Origin of the sequence: Pseudomonas sp. NBRC 111133, from assembly GCF_001320605.1 — a bacterium.
Classification (GTDB): Bacteria; Pseudomonadota; Gammaproteobacteria; order Pseudomonadales; family Pseudomonadaceae; genus Aquipseudomonas; species Aquipseudomonas monteilii.
In genome coordinates this window covers 12,251-30,113 of sequence record NZ_BCBJ01000008.1, presented here as the reverse complement: position 1 = coordinate 30,113, position 17,863 = coordinate 12,251, and the positions used below count along the sequence as shown (strand labels likewise).

Sequence of the window (17,863 nt, the reverse complement as noted above, 5' to 3'; positions counted from 1 at the left end):
TAGCGCCCTACTCCAGAGCCTTCCTCAATGCTTGATCATCACATGCCGCACACAGGTGTAGTCCTCTAGCCCATACATCGACATGTCCTTCCCGTACCCCGAATGCTTCTGCCCGCCATGGGGCATTTCGCTCACCAGCATGAAGTGGGTGTTCACCCAGGTGCAGCCATACTGCAAGCGCGCTGCCAGGCGGTGGGCGCGGCCGGTGTCGCGGGTCCATACCGATGAGGCCAGGCCGTAGTTGGAGTCGTTGGCCCACTCCAGTGCCTGCGCTTCGTCGGTGAAGCGGGTGACCGACACCACCGGGCCGAACACTTCATTGCGCACGATCTCGTCATCCTGCTGGGCATCGGCCAGCACCGTCGGCTCGAAGAAGAAGCCCTCGCCATCGATCACCTTGCCCCCCGTCACCAGGCGAATGTGCGGCTGGGCGATGGCGCGCTGTACCAGGCCGGCTACCTTGTCGCGGTGCTGGGCACTGATCAGTGGCCCCAGCTCGGTGTCCTCGGCATCTTGCAGGCCGGGTTTGAGGCTTGCGACGGCTTCACCTAGGCGCTCGACAAAGCGCTCGTAGATCCCGTCCTGCACATACAGGCGGCAGGCGGCGGTGCAGTCCTGGCCGGCGTTGTAGAAGCCGAAGGTGCGGATGCCATCGACGGCAGCGTCGATGTCGGCATCGTCGAACACCAGCACCGGGGCCTTGCCACCCAGTTCCATGTGCATGCGTTTCACGCTGTCGGCGGTGGCGCTGATGATGTGCGCGCCGGTAGGGATCGAACCGGTCAGCGACACCATGCGCACCTTGGGGTGATTGACCAGCGGGTTGCCCACCGTCTGGCCGCGGCCGAACAGGATGTTCAGTACGCCCGGTGGCAGCAGGTCCTGAGACAGCTCACCCAGGCGCAGGGCGGTCAGTGGGGTCAATTCGGAAGGCTTGATCACCACGGTGTTGCCAGCGGCCAGAGCGGGGGCGATCTTCCAGGCCAGCATCATCAACGGGTAGTTCCACGGGGCGATCGAAGCCACCACGCCCAGCGGGTCGCGGCGGATCATCGAGGTGTGGCCCGGCAGGTACTCGCCGGCCGCCGAACCGCCCAGGCAGCGCGCGGCACCGGCAAAATAGCGGAACACGTCGGCAATGGCCGGGATTTCGTCATTCAACGCGGCACTCAGCGGCTTGCCGCAGTTCTGCGATTCAAGCCGGGCCAGTTCATCGCCATGGGCTTCGATGGCATCCGCCAGCGCCAGCAAGGCTTGCGAGCGGTCCTTGGGGCTGGTTTGCGACCAGCTGTCGAAGGCCTGGTCGGCGGCGCGCACGGCGCTGTCCACCTGGGCTTCGGTGGCTTCATTGATCTGCGCCAGGGCAGTGCCCAGCGCCGGGTTGAGCACGGTCCAGGCCGGGCCTTGGCCAGCGACCAGTTGGCCATTGATCAGCATCTGCGTTTGCATCGGGGGACTCCTCCAGGGTCATTTGCCACTGCCCGCGACGCTTTCACCGCCGCGGGTCAGGTAATAGGCGCCAAGGATCGGCAGCATGGTCACCAGCATCACCAGCATGGCGACCACGTTGGTCACCGGCACGTCGCGTGGGCGGCTGAGCTGGTTGAGCAGCCAGATCGGCAGGGTGCGTTCGTGGCCGGAAGTGAAGGTGGTGACGATGATTTCATCGAACGACAGGGCAAAGGCCAGCATGCCGCCGGCCAGCAGCGCCGAGCCGAGGTTGGGCAGGATGATGTAGCGGAAGGTTTGCCAGCCATCGGCGCCCAGGTCCATCGAGGCTTCGATCAGGCTTTGCGAGGTGCGCCGCAGGCGGGCGATCACGTTGTTGTAGACGATGACCACGCAGAACGTGGCGTGGCCGACCACGATGGTGAACACGCCGGGTTCGATACCCAAGGTCTTGAACGCTGAAAGCAGGGCTATACCGGTGATGATGCCGGGCAGGGCGATGGGCAGGATCAGCATCAGCGAAATGCTCTCCTTGCCAAAGAAATTGCGCCGATACAGCGCCGCCGAGGCCAGCGTGCCGAGGACCAGGGCGATTAGCGTGGCCAGGCAGGCCACCTGTAGCGACAGCTTGATTGCCTCCAGTACATCGGGCCGGGCGAAGGCTACGGCGAACCATTTCAAGGTAAAACCCTTGGGTGGGAAACTGAACGCCGCGTCTTCGGTGTTGAAGGCGTACAGGAAGATGATCAGGATCGGAAAATGCAAAAACAGCAACCCGCCCCAGGCCGCCAGGCGCAGCCCCGTTGATGCTTTTTCAGAGTGCATCGAAGGCCCCCAGGCGCTTGACGATGGACAGGTACACCGCAATCAGCACGATCGGCACCAAAGTGAACGCGGCAGCCATCGGTATGTTGCCGATCGCCCCTTGCTGGGCATAGACCATGCTGCCGATGAAATAGCCGGGCGGGCCGACCAGTTGCGGCACGATGAAGTCGCCCAGGGTGAGCGAGAACGTGAAGATCGAGCCGGCCGCAATGCCCGGAATCGAAAGCGGCAAGATCACCTGGACGAAGGTTTGCCCAGGCCGTGCGCCGAGGTCTGCCGAGGCCTGCAGCAGTGAAGGCGGCAGGCGCTCCAGCGAGGCCTGGATCGGCAGGATCATGAACGGCAGCCAGATGTACACGAACACCATGAAGCGCCCCAGGTGGGAGGTCGACAGCGTGCTGCCGCCCACGCCCGGCACGGCCAGCACCGCTTGCAGCAGCCCGTCCAGGTGCAGCTGCTGGACAAACCACTGCGCCACGCCGCCCTTGGCCAGCAGCAGGGTCCAGGCATAGGTCTTGACGATGTAGCTGGCCCACATCGGCATCATCACCGCGATGTAGAAAAACGCCTTGGTCTTGCCGCTGGTGTAGCGCGCCATGTAATAGGCGATGGGGAAGGCCAGCACCGCGCTGGCCAACGACACGGCCACGGCCATGCCCAGGGTGCGCAGGATGATGTCGAAGTTCGACGGGTTGAACAGCGCGGCGAAGTTGCCCAGGGTGAGGTCCGGGGCCACCGCCATGGTGAAGTCGTCAAAGGTATAGAAGCCCTGCCACAGTAGGTTCAGCAACGAGCCCAGGTAGATCGCGCCAAACCAGGTCAGCGGCGGTACCAGCAGCAGTGCCAGGTACAGGTTGGGGCGCCGGTACAGCAGGTTGGACAGGCTACGCAGTGCACTCATGTCAGCGGGCCTCGGTTTCCTGCAGCACCGTCATGGCTTCGCGGGGCCAGTGTGCCAGCACCTGTTGACCAGGCTGCCAGGCCTGTGCTGGTGCTTGCCAGCGGTCGTTGGCCTGGCTTACCGCCAACAGTTGGCCGTTGTCCAGCTGCAGCTCATAGCGGGTGGCGCTGCCCTGGTACTGCACATCGCGTAGTACGCCGCTCACTTGCACCTCATGGCTGGTTACCACCGGGTCGCCCAGGCGGATGTGCTCGGGTCGGATGGAGAAGGGCGCCGAGCTGCCATTGAGTGCCACGGCCAGTTCGCCACGCACCACGTTGGAGGTGCCAACGAACTCGGCGACGAAGGTGGTGGCAGGCTTCATGTACAGGTTGCGCGGTGTGTCGACCTGCTCGATGCGGCCGCGGTTGAACACCGCAACCCGGTCGGACATCGACAGTGCCTCGGTCTGGTCGTGGGTGACGAAGATGAAGGTGATACCCAACTGGCGTTGCAGGTTTTTCAGTTCGCCTTGCATCTGTTCGCGTAGCTTCAGGTCCAGTGCGCCCAGCGGCTCGTCTAGCAGCAGTACCCGGGGCCGGTTGACCAGCGCCCGGGCCAGAGCCACGCGCTGGCGCTGGCCACCGGACAGCTGCGCCGGCTTGCGCGCGCCGTAGCCGGCCAGAGCCACCATGGCCAGTGCTTCTTCGGCACGGCTGTGGCGCTCGGCCTTGGCCACGCCTTTTACTTTCAGGCCATAGGCGATGTTGTCCAGCACGTTCATGTGCGGGAACAGGGCGTAGTCCTGGAACACGGTGTTGACGTCACGCTGGTAGGGCGGCACACCAGCGGCCTCGACACCGTGGATACGGATCGAGCCGCTGGAGGGTTGTTCAAAGCCGGCGATCAGGCGCAGGCAGGTGGTCTTGCCCGAGCCGGAAGGGCCGAGCATGGAGAAGAACTCGCCATCGATGATGTCGATGCTGACCTGGTCGACAGCCTTGACCTCGCCGAAGGTGCGGGAAACCTGGGTGAACTGGACGGCTAGGGGCATGCGTGGGCTCCGGACATCAATGTTCTCCTGTGCGGCCCCTTCGCGGGCGTGCCCGCGAAGGGGCCGTTACAGGCATTCAGGCAACCTCAGCGACCACCCATGATCGCAATGTAATCCTGCGTCCAGCGGCTATAAGGCACGAACTTGCCTCCCTGGGCCTGCGGGGTTTTCCAGAAGGCGATCTTGTCGAAGTTGTCGAACCCGTTGGTCTTGCACCCCTCGGCGCCCAGCAGCTCGCTACCGGTACATGCTGCCGGCACCGCCGGCAACGAGCCGAACCAGGCCGCCACGTCACCCTGCACCTTCGGCTGCAGCGACCAGTCCATCCATTTGTAGGCGCAGTTGGGGTGCTTGGCCTCGCTGTGCAGCATGGTGGTGTCGGCCCAGCCGGTCGCACCTTCCTTGGGAATGGTCGAGGCCACTGGCTGGTTCTCGGCCTTCAGGCCATTGACCATGTAGCCCCAGGAACTGGAGGCGACCACGCCTTCGTTCTTCACATCGCTCATCTGTACCGTGGCGTCATGCCAGTAACGGTGGATCAGCGGTTGCTGCTGGCGCAGCAGCTCCAGCACGGCCTTGTACTGTGCCTCGTTCAGCTCGTACGGGTCCTTGATGCCCAGCTCCGGCTTGGCCGATTTCAGGTACAGCGCTGCGTCGGCGATGTAGATCGGCCCGTCGTAGGCCTGCACGCGGCCTTTGTTCGGCTTGCCGTCGGGCAGGTTCTGCGGCTCGAACACCACGCCCCAGCTGGTGGGGGGCTGCTTGAAGGTATTGGTGTTGTACAGCAGCACGTTCGGCCCCCACTGGTACGGGGTGCCATAAATCTGCTTGTCGACCACGTACCAGCCACCGTTCTGCAAGCGCGGGTCGAGGTTTTTCCAGTTGGGGATCAGTGCGGTATTGATCGGTTGCACGCGCTTGCCCACGATCAGCCGCAGCGAAGCATCGCCCGAGGCAGTGACCAGGTCGTAACCGCCCTTGGTCATCAGGCTGACCATTTCATCCGAGGTGGCGGCCGTTTTCACGCTGACCTTGCAGCCGGTTTCCTTCTCGAAACCGGTCACCCAGTCGTAGGCTTTGTCGCTTTCACCGCGCTCGATGTAGCCCGGCCAGGCGACGATATCCAGGCGCCCCTCGCCAGGCCCCAGGGCCTTGGGCGGTTCGGCAGCCTGCAGGCTGGCGCTGGCCAGCACGGCGCCCGTCATGGCGCCGAGCAATGCGGTCTTGTGCACTGACATGGTGTTCCCTCTTCTTGGAGATCTTGGTCGGGGCAGTCATCAAGCAAGCCGTGAAGCAATTGTTATAAGCGTAGTGCGGTTGCGCGAGTTATTGGCGATATCGAGTCTAGTTGGCTTTTTGCCAGCCAATGCAACATCCCGAAGCAAATCCACGATGGCGTGTACTGCGCCAAGCCTTACTCTGGCGATTGAATTTTCTTACGTGGAGACACGCGAATGAACACCCGGGGCTTGCTTGATCAACTCCTCAAATCCGGCCAGCAACTGCTCGAAAAGCAAGGGGGCGCCAGCAAGGCTGGGGGCGCTGCCGGTGGGCTTGGCGGGCTGTTGTCCGGAGCCGGTGGCGGCCTGTTGGGTGGCGGGGCACTGGGCCTGTTGCTGGGTAGCAAGAAGGCCCGCAAGTACGGCGGCAAGGCCCTGACCTACGGTGGCCTGGCCGCGCTGGGGGTGCTGGCCTATAAAGCCTACGGCAACTGGCAGGCCAACCAGCGGGTGGCCGTAGCCGAACCGCAAACCGTCGACCGCCTGCCGCCCGCCCAGGCCGAGCAGCACAGCCAGGCCGTGCTGCGGGCGCTGGTGGCGGCGGCCAAGTCCGATGGCCACATCGATGAGCGCGAGCGGGCGCTGATCGAAGGTGAGTTCACCCGCCTGGACAGCGACCGCGAACTGCAGCACTGGCTGCATGCCGAACTGAACAAGCCGCTGGACCCGGCCGAAGTCGCCCGCGCTGCGCAAACACCAGAGATGGCGGCCGAGATGTACCTGGCCAGCGTGTTGATGGTCGACCAGGAAAACTTCATGGAGCGTGCCTACCTGGATGAACTCGCCCGCCAACTGCGGCTGGACCCGGCGCTGCGCCAGGAGCTGGAGAGCCAGGCCCGTCTCGCCGCCGGCCAATAGTCGGCGCAGAACGTGTGTAGGAGCGGCCTTGTGTCGGGATCGTGCCGCTCCTACAAAAACTTCGACTGCTGTGCGTTTGGCCTCACTTAACCCGCAAATCTGTAAGGCCTCTGGGCTATACTTCGGCGATTTTTCCCGCTCGTTGTGAATTCCTGAGGGCTGAATGTGAAGAACTGGACCTTGCGCCAACGGATCCTGGCAAGTTTCGCCGTGATCATCGCCATCATGTTGTTGATGATCGTGGCCGCCTACTCGCGGTTGGTTGCCATCGAAACCGCCGAAGAGGCGGTGGGGACCGACAGCATTCCCGGGGTCTACTACAGCTCGATGATCCGCAGTGCCTGGGTCGACAGCTATGTCACCAGCCAGCAACTAGTGGGCCTGTCCAACCACCGCGAAATCACTTCGGCTGACATGGAGCTGTTCAAGAGCTTTGAAGACAGGCTCAAGCAACACATGGCCAGCTACCAGGCCACCATTCAGGAGAAAGACGACCAGACCCGCTTCGACGCCTTCGTTCAGCTCGAAGAAAGCTACATGAAGCTGATAGGCCAGGTACTGGATGCTTATCGCCAGCACAACTACGACGAAGCCCAGCGGCTGATTACCGATGTACTCACCCCTGCCTGGGTAGACGGGCGCAAGCACCTGAATGAAGTGATCGAGAACAACCGGGCTTCTGCCGACGCGGCCACCAGCGAAATCGTCAGTGCCGTGAGCACGGCCAAAGGCAGCATGGTGGTTTCGCTGTTGCTGGCGATCGTCGCCGCTGGCATTTGCGGCCTGTTGCTGATGCGTGCCATCACTGCCCCGATGCAGCGCATTGTTCACGCCCTCGACAAGCTGCGCTCCGGCGACCTGAGCATGCGCCTGAGCCTGGACCGCAAAGACGAGTTTGGCGCCATCGAAAGCGGTTTCAACGAAATGGCCGAGGCACTGGCCAACCTGGTGGCCCAGGCCCAGCGCTCGTCGGTGCAGGTAACCACTTCGGTCACTGAAATCGCCGCTACATCCAAACAACAGCAAGCCACCGCTACCGAGACGGCCGCCACCACCACGGAAATTGGCGCTACCTCGCGGGAGATTGCCGCCACCTCGCGTGACCTGGTGCGCACCATGACCGAAGTCACCTCGGCCGCCGACCAGGCCTCCAGCCTTGCAGGCTCCGGCCAGCAGGGCCTGGCGCGCATGGAGGAGACCATGCACCAAGTGATGGGCGCTGCCGACCTGGTCAATGCCAAACTCGGCATCCTCAATGAAAAGGCCAGCAACATCACCCAGATGGTGGTGACCATCGTCAAGGTCGCCGACCAGACCAACCTGCTGTCGCTCAACGCTGCCATCGAGGCGGAAAAAGCCGGCGAGTATGGCCGTGGTTTTGCCGTGGTGGCCACTGAAGTGCGCCGCCTGGCCGACCAGACCGCCGTGGCCACCTACGACATCGAGCAGATGGTGCGCGAGATCCAGTCGGCGGTATCGGCCGGGGTCATGGGCATGGACAAGTTCTCCGAAGAGGTGCGCCGCGGCATGTTCGAGGTGCAACAGGTGGGCGAGCAGCTCAGCCAGATCATTCACCAGGTGCAGGCTTTGGCGCCGCGTGTGCTGATGGTCAACGAAGGCATGCAGGCCCAGGCCACCGGTGCCGAGCAGATCAACCAGGCGCTGGCCCAGCTCAGCGATGCCAGCACCCAGACTGTTGAGTCGCTGCGCCAGGCCAGTTTTGCCATCGATGAGCTGAGCCAGGTGGCCGCTGGCCTGCGTGGCGGCGTGTCGCGCTTCAAAGTCTGACCGCGATGAACGACTTGCACCCGCACGCCGCACTGGCGGACAACGCCAAAGGGGCGCTGTACCTGCAGTTTCGTATCGGGGAACAGCGTTTTGCCCTGAGCGTGCACGAGGTCATCGAGGTGTTGCCGCGCCAGCCGCTCAAACCGATAGCCCAGGCACCGGGCTGGGTCGCGGGGATCCTTTCCCATCGTGGGCAACTGGTACCGGTGATCGACCTTGCTGCGCTGAGTTTTGGCCAGCCTGCGGCACACCGTACCAGTACCCGTCTGGTGTTGGTGCATTATCGGGGTGGCCTGCAACTGGGTCTGATCCTGGAGCAGGCCACCGAGACGTTGCGCTGCCGCCCCGACGAGTTCCAGCCCTATGGTGTGGACAGCGGCGAAGCCCCGTACCTGGGGCCGGTACGCCAGGATGACCAAGGCCTGCTGCAACGCATCGAAGTCAACGATCTGTTGCCTGATGCCGTGCACCAACTGCTGTACACGGTCGAGCCGACAGGGATGCCGACATGAACGAACGTTTCTTCCGCTTCTTGCGCGAGCGCATTGGCCTGGACGTCGAATCGGTGGGTGCGCCCATGGTCGAGCGCGCGCTGCGCCAGCGTTGCGTGGCCATGAACGCCATCGACCTGGATGATTACTGGCTGCGCCTGCAGCAGTCGGCCGATGAGCAACAGGCGTTGATCGAAGCGGTGATCGTCCCGGAAACCTGGTTCTTCCGCTACCCGGAATCCTTCACAGCCCTGGCCAGCCTGGCACACAAACGCCTGGCCGAATTGGCCGGAGCACGGCCACTGCGCCTGCTCAGCCTGCCATGCTCGACAGGCGAGGAGCCCTATTCGCTGGCCATGGCCCTGCTCGACGCCGGCATCGCGCCGGGGGCGTTCCTGATCGACGGCATGGACATCAGCCCCAATTCGGTGGCCAAGGCCGGGAAGGCCGTATACGGGCGCAACGCCTTCCGGGGCAGCGACCTAGGCTTTCGCGAGCGCTACTTCGATGCCCTCGACGAAGGCCATCGCCTGCATGAGCGGGTGCAGCGGCAAGTGAGCCTGCAAGTGGGCAATGTGCTTGACCCGGCGTTGGCCACCCGCGATGGCCTGTACGACTTCGTGTTCTGCCGCAACCTGTTGATCTACTTTGACGTGGCGACCCAGCAGCGTGTGTTCGAAGTGCTCAAGCGTCTGCTGCATCCGCAGGGTGTATTATTCATCGGCCCGGCCGAAGGCAGCTTGCTGGCGCGGATGGGAATGCGCCCGCTGGGCATTGCCCAATCGTTCGCCTACGTGCGCCAAGAAGGCAGTAGCGCCCCACAGGCCTTGGCCCCGGCACAACCTGCACGGCGTACCGTGCTACCGCACGCCCCGGTGGGTTATCCACCCCCCGCCGCGCCATTGCCGCGTCCGTTACGGGCAGTACCGGTAGTCGCTAGACCCGCGCCGGCCCGCGAACCCAAACGCGAGGACGCAAACGACCTGCTGGCCAGTATCGCCCGGCTTGCCAATGCTGGCGCCAGCGAACAGGCGCGTGCCGAATGCCAGCGCTACCTGGGCCAGTACGCGCCGTCGGCACAGGTTTACTACTGGCTGGGGTTGCTCAGTGATACCGACGGCGATGCGCAACAGGCACTGACCCACTACCGCAAGGCGCTGTACCTTGAGCCGCAACACCCTGAGGCGCTGGTGCACCTGGCGGCCTTGCTGGCGGCCCAGGGCGACCAGGCCGGTGCCCGACGCCTGCAGGAGCGTGCAGCGCGGGTTGGCCGGGAGCCTGAACGATGAAGGGTGACACTGCGATGCAGCTACTCGCCGAAGACGACGCGCACATCGACGATTGCTGGAACCGTATTGGTGTGCACGGCGACAAGCAATGCCCGCTGTTGGCGCGTCATGTGCACTGCCGCAATTGCGACGTGTATGCGGCTGCGGCAACACGCCTGCTTGACCGCTACGCGCTGATGCAGGACCACCAGGCCGCGGCGGCGCAGCCGGTTGAAGAAAACACCGGCCGTTCCATGCTGTTGTTCCGCCTGGGCGAAGAGTGGTTGGCACTGGCCACCGCCAGCCTGGCCGAAATCGCCCCGTTGCAGGCTGTGCATTCGCTGCCGCACCAGCGCTCGCGGGTGTTGCAGGGGGTTGCCAATGTTCGCGGTGCCCTGGTGCCGTGTCTGTCACTGGCCGATTTGCTGGGCGTACAAGCCGGCACCGACGAACAACGTAGCGGCAGGGCGATGCCACGCATGCTGATTCTGGCTGCCGAAGGTGGCCCTGTGGTAATGGCCGTAGAGGAAATCGACGGTATTCACCGGCTCGACCCGCTGCTGCTGGGCAGTGGCCAGGACGCCACGCGCTTCACTGCCGCAGTGCTGCAGTGGCGTGGGCGCAGCGTGCGAGTGCTGGACGATCAACATTTACTGTCTGCCGTGCAGCGGAGCCTGTCATGACCCCAGAGCAAATGCGCGATGCATCGTTGCTCGAACTGTTCAGCCTGGAGGCCGAGGCGCAAACCCAGGTGCTCAGCGCCGGCCTGATGGCGTTGGAGCGCAACCCCACCCAGGCCGACCAGCTTGAGGCCTGCATGCGCGCCGCCCATTCGTTGAAGGGGGCCGCGCGTATCGTCGGGGTGGATGCCGGCGTGAGTGTCGCCCACGTTATGGAAGATTGCCTGGTAGCCGCCCAGGAGGGCCGCTTGCGGTTGAGCGCCGAGCATATCGACGCGCTGTTGCAGGGGACCGACTTGCTAATGCGCATCGCCACACCAGGCGATGCCGTGGCGCAGGCGACCTTGCCGGTATTTCTTGCACAAATGGCCAGCTTGCTCGACCCAGGCGCTGCGACCGTGCCTGCGGTGCCGCTGGCCGCCCCGCTGCAAGCGGAACCGCAGGTGGCGACCTTGCCGTCTGAACCGCTGGTAGTGCCAGTCGACCCGGCTGAACCCGAGCCGGAGCCCGAGCCTGTCCTGCGGCGCAAGCCCGGCAAGCGCGTTGGCGAAGGGGCCGAGCGGGTACTGCGTGTCACCGCCGACCGTCTTAACAGCCTGCTCGACTTGTCCAGCAAGTCGCTCGTGGAAACCCAGCGGCTCAAGCCATACCTGGCCACCTTGCAGCGCCTCAAACGCATGCACGGTCAGGGCATGCAGGCGCTCGACGGCCTGCGCATGCAACTGGAGGACAGTGGCCAAAGCAGCGAGGTGCTCGAAGCCCTGGCGCAAACCCAGCGGCTGCTGGCGGAAACCCAGCAGATCCTGCAGCAGCAGGCGGCCGACCTGGACGAGTTCGGCTGGCAGGCCAGCCAGCGTGCGCAGTTGCTCTACGACACCGCCCTGGCCTGCCGGATGCGCCCGTTCGCCGACGTGTTGACCGGGCAAAGCCGTATGGTGCGTGACCTTGGGCGCTCGCTGGGAAAACCGGTGCGACTGGTGGTGGACGGCGAGAAGACCCAGGTCGACCGCGATGTGCTGGAAAAGCTCGAAGCGCCCCTGACCCACCTGTTACGCAATGCCGTCGACCACGGTATCGAACTGCCAGAAAGGCGGCTGCTGGCGGGCAAGCCAGACGAGGGCGTGATCCGCCTGCGCGCTTCGCACCAGGCAGGCATGCTCAGCCTGGAGTTGATCGACGATGGTGCCGGCATCGACCTGGAGCGCCTGCGCAGCAGCATCGTCGAGCGCGCCCTGTCACCTGCCGACACGGTGGCGCGGATGAGCGATGCGGAGCTGCTGACGTTCCTGTTCCTGCCCGGTTTCAGCTTGCGTGACAAGGTCACCGAAGTGTCCGGGCGCGGTGTGGGGCTGGATGCGGTGCAGCACATGGTTCGCGAACTGCGCGGCTCGATCGAGCTGACGCAGGTGGCGGGGCAGGGCTGTCGCTTCCACTTGCAGGTGCCGCTGACCCTGTCGGTGGTGCGTAGCCTGGTGGTCGAGGTGGGCGGTGAAGCCTACGCCTTCCCGCTGGCCCATATCGAACGCACGCTGGAAGTGACCGCTGAACAGATCGTTCAGATCGAAGGCCGTCAGCACTTCTGGCACGAAGGCCGGCACATTGGCCTGGTGGCGGCCAGCCAGTTGCTCAACCGCCCAGCCGGGCAAAGTGACGAAGCCAGCCTGCGGGTGGTGGTAATCCGTGAGCGCGAGCAACTGTACGGCGTGGCCGTGGAGCGGCTGGTGGGCGAGCGTGTGTTGGTGGTAATGCCTCTCGACCCACGGTTGGGCAAGGTGCAGGACATTTCCTCCGGCGCCTTGCTGGATGATGGCTCGGTGGTACTGATCGTCGATGTCGAAGACTTGCTGCGCTCGGTGGAAAAACTGCTCAGCACCGGCAGCCTGGAGCGCATCGAGCGCGGCAGCAGTGGCGTTCGCGGGGTGACCCGCAAGCGGGTGCTGGTAGTCGATGACTCGCTGACCGTGCGCGAACTGCAGCGCAAGCTGCTGGGCAACCGTGGCTACGACGTGGCGGTGGCAGTAGATGGCATGGACGGCTGGAACGCCCTGCGCGGCGAGGACTTCGACTTGCTGATCACCGACATCGACATGCCGCGCATGGACGGTATCGAACTGGTGACCCTGGTGCGCCGTGATCAGCGCCTGCAATCGCTACCCGTGATGGTGGTGTCCTACAAAGACCGTGAGGAGGACCGACGGCGTGGCCTGGATGCCGGCGCCGACTACTATTTGGCAAAGGCCAGTTTCCACGACGATGCGTTGCTGGATGCTGTGGTGGAGCTGATCGGAGGTGCTCAGGGATGAAGATCGCCATCGTCAATGACATGCCCATGGCCGTCGAGGCGCTGCGTCGTGCGGTCGCCTTCGAGCCCGCGCACCAGGTGGTGTGGGTAGCCAGCAATGGCGCCGAAGCGGTGCAACGCTGCGCCGAGCAACTGCCGGACCTGATCCTCATGGACCTGATCATGCCGGTGATGGACGGCGTGGAGGCCACTCGGCGGATCATGGCCGAAACCCCGTGCGCCATCGTCATCGTTACGGTCGACCGCAAGCAGAACGTGCATAGGGTGTTCGAGGCCATGGGCCATGGCGCCCTCGACGTGGTCGATACGCCGGCGCTGGGGGCGGGTGATGCCCGTGAAGCGGCCGCACCCCTGCTGCGCAAAATTCTCAATATCGGCTGGCTGGTCGGCCAGCAGCGCGCCCCGGCAGCAAGGCCGGTGGCTACACCGCTGCGCGAGGCTTCCCAACGTCGCGGGCTGGTGGCGATCGGCTCGTCGGCGGGCGGCCCAGCAGCGCTTGAAGTATTGCTCAAGGGCTTGCCGGCTGCGTTTCCGGCGGCCATCGTGCTGGTCCAGCATGTGGACCAGGTGTTTGCCGCCGGCATGGCCGAATGGCTCAGCAGCGCAGCAGGCCTGCCGGTGCGCCTGGCCCGTGAAGGCGAACCGCCGCAGCCCGGGCAGGTGTTGCTGGCCGGTACCAACCACCACATTCGGCTGCTACAGAACGGCCAACTGGCCTACACTGCCGAACCTGTCAATGAAATCTACCGGCCCTCGATCGATGTGTTCTTCGAGAGCGTGGCACGTTACTGGAATGGCGATGCGGTGGGTGTGCTGCTTACCGGCATGGGGCGTGACGGCGCCCAAGGCCTGAAACTGATGCGTCAGCAGGGTTTTCTGACCATTGCCCAGGACCAGGCCAGCAGTGCGGTGTACGGCATGCCCAAGGCCGCTGCGGCCATCGATGCCGCCGTGGAAATTCGCCCGCTGGAACGCATCGCCGGGCGCTTGATGGAATTTTTCGCAAAATGACGAAATGTATTGAATCACGCCGCCAGACCGGTCGTGATCGGGTGAACAGGTATGATTGATTTACCGATCGAAGGTTTCGCGACCCCCAACGAAAACTCGGCGATGGTGCTGCTGGTCGATGACCAGGCCATGATCGGCGAAGCGGTGCGGCGTGGCCTGGCCAATGAAGACAACATCGACTTCCACTTCTGCGCCGACCCGCACCAGGCGGTGGCCCAGGCCATGCGCATCAAGCCCACGGTTATCCTCCAGGACCTGATCATGCCTGGCCTGGACGGCTTGACCCTGGTGCGCGAGTACCGTAACAACCCGGCGACCCAGGACATCCCGATCATCGTTCTGTCGACCAAGGAAGACCCGCTGGTCAAGAGCGCGGCCTTTGCCGCCGGTGCCAACGATTACCTGGTCAAGCTGCCCGACACCATCGAGCTGGTGGCGCGTATCCGCTACCACTCGCGCTCGTACCTCACCCTGCTACAACGCGACGAGGCCTACCGTGCCCTGCGCGTCAGCCAGCAGCAGTTGCTCGATTCCAACCTGATGCTGCAGCGTCTGATGAACTCCGATGGCCTGACCGGGCTGTCCAACCGCCGCCACTTCGACGAGTACCTGGAGCTGGAATGGCGTCGGGCGATGCGTGAACAACAGCAGTTGTCGTTGCTGATGATCGACGTCGACTACTTCAAGGCCTATAACGACAGCTTTGGTCACCTGGCCGGCGACGAGGCGTTGCGCCAGGTCGCCGAAGCCATTCGGGCTTCGTGTTCGCGGCCCACCGACCTGCCGGCACGTTACGGCGGCGAGGAGTTTGCCCTGGTGCTGCCCAACACCTCGCCTGGTGGGGCACGCCTGGTGGCCGAGAAGCTGCGCCAGACCGTATTGGGGCTGGGCATCCCGCATACCGCGCCAGTGGCCGACTCGTACCTGACCGTGAGCATTGGCTTGGCCACCCAGACCCCGGCCGTCGGCAGCCATTGCCGGCAGTTGATCTCGGCGGCGGACAAAGGCCTGTACCTGGCCAAGAATGGCGGCCGTAACCAGGTCGGCATCGCCTGACAGGGGTTTTCTGTTGGTTTTTTCGCGGCTGTTGACTGCCCGGCGGGTCTGCCGCCGTGCGGCGGACTCGGTTATACTCGCGGGCTTTTCACCGTATTCGCACGAGTAGCCAGCCCATGGAAATCCAACCGATCCTGAACACCATCAAGGACCTCACCGAGCGTTCCCAGTCAATTCGGGGGTATCTTTGACTACGATCACAAGCATGACCGCCTGATCGAAGTCAACCGCGAGCTGGAAGACCCCAACGTCTGGAACAAGCCCGAGTACGCCCAGGCCCTGGGCCGTGAGCGTGCCATGCTGGCCCAGGTCGTCGAGACCCTGGACAAGCTGTCCAACGGCCTGGGCGACTGCCAGGACCTGCTCGACATGGCCGTCGAGGAAAATGACGAAGGCGCCGTCAGCGATGTCGTGACCGAGCTGGAAGGCCTGGAAGAAAACCTGGCCCAGCTTGAGTTCCGTCGCATGTTCAGCGGCGAGATGGACATGAACAACGCCTACCTGGACATCCAGGCCGGCTCCGGTGGTACCGAAGCGCAGGACTGGGCCAACATCCTGCTGCGCATGTACCTGCGCTGGGCCGACAAGCGTGGTTTCGATGCCACCATCATCGAGCTGTCCGAAGGCGAAGTCGCCGGTATCAAAGGCGCGACCGTACACATCAAGGGTGAATACGCCTTCGGCTGGCTGCGGACTGAAATCGGCGTGCACCGTCTGGTGCGCAAGAGCCCGTTCGACTCCGGTGCTCGTCGTCACACCTCGTTCTCGGCAGTGTTCGTGTCGCCCGAAATCGACGACAAGGTCGAAATCGAGATCAACCCGTCCGACCTGCGTATCGACACCTACCGCTCCTCCGGTGCCGGTGGTCAGCACGTGAACACCACCGACTCGGCCGTCCGTATCACCCACGTGCCGACCAACACCGTGGTGGCCTGCCAGAACGAACGTTCCCAGCACGCCAACAAGGACACCGCCATGAAAATGCTGCGGGCCAAGTTGTACGAGCTGGAAATGCAGAAGCGCAACGCCGCCTCGCAGGCGCTGGAAGACAGCAAGTCGGACATCGGCTGGGGCCACCAGATCCGCTCGTACGTGCTGGATGACTCGCGCATCAAGGACTTGCGTACCGGCGTCGAGCGCAGCGATTGCCAGAAGGTGCTGGACGGCGACCTCGACCAGTACCTGGAAGCGAGCCTCAAGCAAGGGCTGTAAGCCGCACACCACTGCCGCGATACCTGGCTACCCGCCGGTATCGCGTGCCCTGCCCGAAAAGGGCAACGAATACCTGATGGAAAGAATGACGACATGAGCGACCTCAAGACCGAATCGCAAGACCTGCAACAGGAAGAAAACGCCCTGATCGCCCTGCGCAAGGAAAAACTTGCCGCCGAGCGTGCCAAGGGCAACGCCTTCCCCAACGACTTCCGTCGCGACAGCTACTGCAACGACCTGCAGAAGCAGTACGCGGACAAGACCAAGGAAGAGCTGGAAGCAGCCGCGATCCCGGTCAAGGTAGCCGGCCGTATCATGCTCAACCGTGGCTCGTTCATGGTGATCCAGGACATGACCGGTCGTATCCAGGTCTACGTCAACCGCAAAACCCTGCCAGAAGAAACCCTGGCCGCCGTCAAAACCTGGGACCTGGGCGACATCATCAGCGCCGAAGGCACCCTGGCCCGCTCCGGCAAGGGCGACCTGTACGTCGAAATGACCAACGTGCGCCTGCTGACCAAGTCGCTGCGCCCACTGCCCGACAAGCACCACGGCCTCACCGACACCGAACAGCGCTACCGCCAGCGTTACGTCGACCTGATGGTCAACGAAGAAACCCGCCACACCTTCCGTGTGCGTTCGCAGGTGATCTCGCACATCCGCAAGTTCCTCATCGAGCGTGACTTCCTCGAAGTGGAAACCCCGATGCTGCAGACCATCCCGGGTGGTGCCGCGGCCAAGCCGTTCGAAACCCACCACAACGCCCTGGACATGGCCATGTTCCTGCGTATCGCGCCGGAGCTGTACCTCAAGCGCCTGGTCGTGGGTGGCTTCGAGAAGGTGTTCGAGATCAACCGCAACTTCCGTAACGAAGGCGTTTCGACCCGTCACAACCCAGAATTCACCATGCTTGAGTTCTACCAGGCCTACGCCGACTACCGCGACAACATGGACCTCACCGAGGAACTGTTCCGCGAACTGGCGCTGCTGGTACTAGGCAGCACCGACGTGCCGTACGGCGACAAGGTGTTCCACTTCGGCGAACCGTTCGCCCGCCTGTCGGTGTTCGACTCGATCCTCAAGTACAACCCGGAGCTGACCGCTGCCGACCTGCAGGACGTCGACCGCGCCCGCGACATCGCCAGGAAGGCCGGTGCCAAGGTGCTGGGCCACGAAGGCCTGGGCAAGCTGCAGGTGATGATTTTCGAAGAGCTGGTCGAGCACAAGCTGGAGCAGCCGCACTTCATTACCGAGTACCCGTTCGAAGTGTCGCCGCTGGCCCGCCGTAACGACGACAACCCGGCAGTTACCGACCGCTTCGAGCTGTTCATCGGTGGCCGCGAAATCGCCAACGCCTACTCCGAGCTCAACGATGCCGAAGACCAGGCCGAGCGCTTCCTGGCCCAGGTGGCCGAGAAGGACGCCGGTGACGACGAAGCCATGCACTACGACGCCGACTTCGTGCGCGCCCTGGAGTACGGCATGCCGCCGACCGCCGGTGAAGGCATCGGCATTGACCGTCTGGTGATGCTGCTGACCAACTCGCCGTCGATCCGCGACGTGATCCTGTTCCCGCACATGCGTCCGCAGGCCTGAGTGTTGTGAACGAGCCGCCTTTCGAGGCGGCTTTTTCTTGCCTGAAGCTTTATGTTGTCTGTACTGGCCTCTTCGCGGCTAAAGCCGCTCCTACAACGGTTGCGCAAGGCGTG

15 protein-coding genes are annotated in these 17,863 nt (G+C 63.8%); 10 read left to right on the top strand and 5 right to left on the bottom strand.

Annotated features, from left to right (window positions below; all coding sequences use genetic code 11):
- Positions 1–24 precede the first annotated feature (24 nt).
- The 5 genes from APH36_RS02700 to ydcS all read right to left on the bottom strand — a co-directional run bounded on the left by APH36_RS02700 (position 25) and on the right by ydcS (position 5,446).
- The gene (locus APH36_RS02700) at positions 25–1,449 is read right to left on the bottom strand and encodes a gamma-aminobutyraldehyde dehydrogenase (RefSeq protein ID WP_060497382.1); all 1,425 of its coding nucleotides are present in this window, start codon (positions 1,447–1,449) and stop codon (positions 25–27) included.
- A gap of 18 nt (positions 1,450–1,467) precedes the next feature.
- On the bottom strand, positions 1,468–2,274 hold the full coding sequence (locus APH36_RS02695) for an ABC transporter permease (protein ID WP_060497381.1): 807 nt from the start codon (positions 2,272–2,274) through the stop codon (positions 1,468–1,470).
- Complete coding sequence (locus APH36_RS02690) at positions 2,264–3,175, bottom strand: ABC transporter permease (RefSeq protein WP_060497380.1); 912 nt, start codon at positions 3,173–3,175, stop codon at positions 2,264–2,266. Before APH36_RS02690 ends, APH36_RS02695 begins: the two co-directional genes overlap by 11 nt.
- A 1-nt stretch (position 3,176) precedes the next feature.
- On the bottom strand, positions 3,177–4,208 hold the full coding sequence (locus tag APH36_RS02685) for an ABC transporter ATP-binding protein (RefSeq protein WP_060497379.1): 1,032 nt from the start codon (positions 4,206–4,208) through the stop codon (positions 3,177–3,179).
- Positions 4,209–4,294: 86 nt separating this feature from the next.
- Entirely contained in the window at positions 4,295–5,446 is a 1,152-nt protein-coding gene (gene ydcS, locus APH36_RS02680) for a putative ABC transporter substrate-binding protein YdcS (protein ID WP_060497378.1), read from the bottom strand.
- Positions 5,447–5,662: 216 nt separating this feature from the next.
- Between ydcS and APH36_RS02675 the strand changes: the two genes are divergently transcribed.
- The 10 genes from APH36_RS02675 to lysS all read left to right on the top strand — a co-directional run bounded on the left by APH36_RS02675 (position 5,663) and on the right by lysS (position 17,750).
- Positions 5,663–6,346, top strand: coding sequence for a tellurite resistance TerB family protein (locus APH36_RS02675; protein ID WP_060497377.1), 684 nt, complete (start codon positions 5,663–5,665; stop codon positions 6,344–6,346).
- Positions 6,347–6,511: 165 nt separating this feature from the next.
- Positions 6,512–8,134 (top strand): methyl-accepting chemotaxis protein, encoded by a 1,623-nt coding sequence (locus APH36_RS02670; RefSeq protein ID WP_060497376.1) that lies wholly within the window; start codon positions 6,512–6,514, stop codon positions 8,132–8,134.
- 5 nt (positions 8,135–8,139) lie between these two features.
- Positions 8,140–8,646 carry a chemotaxis protein CheW gene (locus APH36_RS02665; RefSeq protein ID WP_060497375.1) on the top strand — a complete coding sequence of 169 codons (507 nt, stop codon included), beginning with the start codon at positions 8,140–8,142 and terminating at the stop codon, positions 8,644–8,646.
- Positions 8,643–9,914: a protein-glutamate O-methyltransferase CheR gene (locus APH36_RS02660; protein ID WP_060497374.1), complete on the top strand. Its 1,272-nt coding sequence runs from the start codon at positions 8,643–8,645 to the stop codon at positions 9,912–9,914. Before APH36_RS02665 ends, APH36_RS02660 begins: the two co-directional genes overlap by 4 nt.
- On the top strand, positions 9,911–10,576 hold the full coding sequence (locus APH36_RS02655; RefSeq protein ID WP_060497373.1) for a chemotaxis protein CheW: 666 nt from the start codon (positions 9,911–9,913) through the stop codon (positions 10,574–10,576). Before APH36_RS02660 ends, APH36_RS02655 begins: the two co-directional genes overlap by 4 nt.
- Positions 10,573–12,876: a hybrid sensor histidine kinase/response regulator gene (locus APH36_RS02650; RefSeq protein ID WP_060497372.1), complete on the top strand. Its 2,304-nt coding sequence runs from the start codon at positions 10,573–10,575 to the stop codon at positions 12,874–12,876. Before APH36_RS02655 ends, APH36_RS02650 begins: the two co-directional genes overlap by 4 nt.
- On the top strand, positions 12,873–13,886 hold the full coding sequence (gene wspF, locus APH36_RS02645; protein WP_016712976.1) for a Wsp signal transduction system protein-glutamate methylesterase WspF: 1,014 nt from the start codon (positions 12,873–12,875) through the stop codon (positions 13,884–13,886). Before APH36_RS02650 ends, wspF begins: the two co-directional genes overlap by 4 nt.
- Positions 13,887–13,937: 51 nt before the next feature.
- Positions 13,938–14,942: a Wsp signal transduction system regulator diguanylate cyclase WspR gene (gene wspR, locus APH36_RS02640; RefSeq protein ID WP_060497371.1), complete on the top strand. Its 1,005-nt coding sequence runs from the start codon at positions 13,938–13,940 to the stop codon at positions 14,940–14,942.
- Positions 14,943–15,058: 116 nt separating this feature from the next.
- Positions 15,059–16,154, top strand: a protein-coding gene (prfB, locus tag APH36_RS31540) for a peptide chain release factor 2 (RefSeq protein ID WP_097083287.1) whose coding sequence is annotated in 2 segments (ribosomal slippage) — positions 15,059–15,130 and positions 15,132–16,154 — 1,095 coding nt in all. Because the reading frame shifts where the segments join, the coding sequence is not laid out codon by codon here.
- Between the two features lie 93 nt (positions 16,155–16,247).
- Complete coding sequence (gene lysS / locus APH36_RS02630; protein ID WP_019097638.1) at positions 16,248–17,750, top strand: lysine--tRNA ligase; 1,503 nt, start codon at positions 16,248–16,250, stop codon at positions 17,748–17,750.
- Positions 17,751–17,863: the final 113 nt, after the last annotated feature.